Genomic DNA, 1045 nt, shown 5'->3' on the forward strand with positions numbered 1-1045 from the left:
ACCACCCCCGGCGCCGACACCAGAGGCACGGCCGCGCGCACCCGGTACACCGTCCAGTGCGCGTCCCCCCACACCCGCTCCAGCCACTCCGGCTCCGCGCGGACCAGCGCCGCCTCCGCCGTGGCGGGTCCGTCCGGCAGGCCGTCGTGGAGCACGACGAACCCGACGGCCCAGCGGTCCAGCCACGCCCGGTACGTCGTCGCTGAGAACGACCCGTCGTAGAACAGCCGCCCCCGTTCCACGTCCAACTGCCGGTTCCAGCCGCGCGCGTCGGCGACGTACGCCGAGAGCACCGCCGCCTCGCGGTGGTTGCGGGCGGGCACCACCTCCACCCGCGTCCGGTCCGCGCCGAGCCGGCGCAGCTCGTCGACGAGCCCGTCGGTCTCCACCGCCCACGCGGGCGTGGCGGTGGACACCCGGATGTCGTCGATGGTCTTGTCCCGCAGCCAGTTGACGGAGACGAGCAGGACCGCCACGAGCACGACCCGCCGGACCTTGTCGAGCCCGGGGGCGAGGACCGCGGCGAGCAGCACGGGCGGCCCGGCGAGCCCGAGGAGCCGCTCGACGTTGGTACCGACGGGGGAGGCCACGGCATATGTGAGGACGACCCCGACCGCGTACACGGCCGACCCGAGGCGCACGGCCCGCCAGGTACGCGAGGGCGGCGCGGCGAGCAGCAGCGCGGCGCAGACGGCGAGCGGCATCCACAACTTGCCGAGCGCCATGGGCTGTTCGCCCTCGAAGGGGAAGAGGAGGGTGGTGGCGCCGACGACCGCGCACGGCGGCACGCCCAGGACGGCGGCCTTGCCCCACTGCCGGTCCAGCCCGTACGCGGCGGCCACCACGAGCAGGAAGAGCCCGGCGACCGGGCTGGCCATGGTCGCGAGAGCACTGCTCACACACGCGAGCGCCAGCCTCACCCGAGAGCGCCGCTCCCCACCGGGCCCCGGCACACCCCGCGCCAGCCCCTGCACCAGCACGCATCCCGCCAGCGCGAAGACGACTCCGGTGGCGAAGGTCGTACGCCCCGACACGACGTTGCACC

The 1045-nt window shown here is 75.1% G+C and carries 1 pseudogene; it reads right to left on the bottom strand.

Annotated features, from left to right (window positions below):
* A pseudogene (locus ACJA3G_RS37525) lies at positions 1–1045 on the bottom strand (hypothetical protein); the annotation flags it as partial.

Source organism: Streptomyces sp. YS-3, from assembly GCF_045257485.1.
GTDB lineage: Bacteria > Actinomycetota > Actinomycetes > Streptomycetales > Streptomycetaceae > Streptomyces.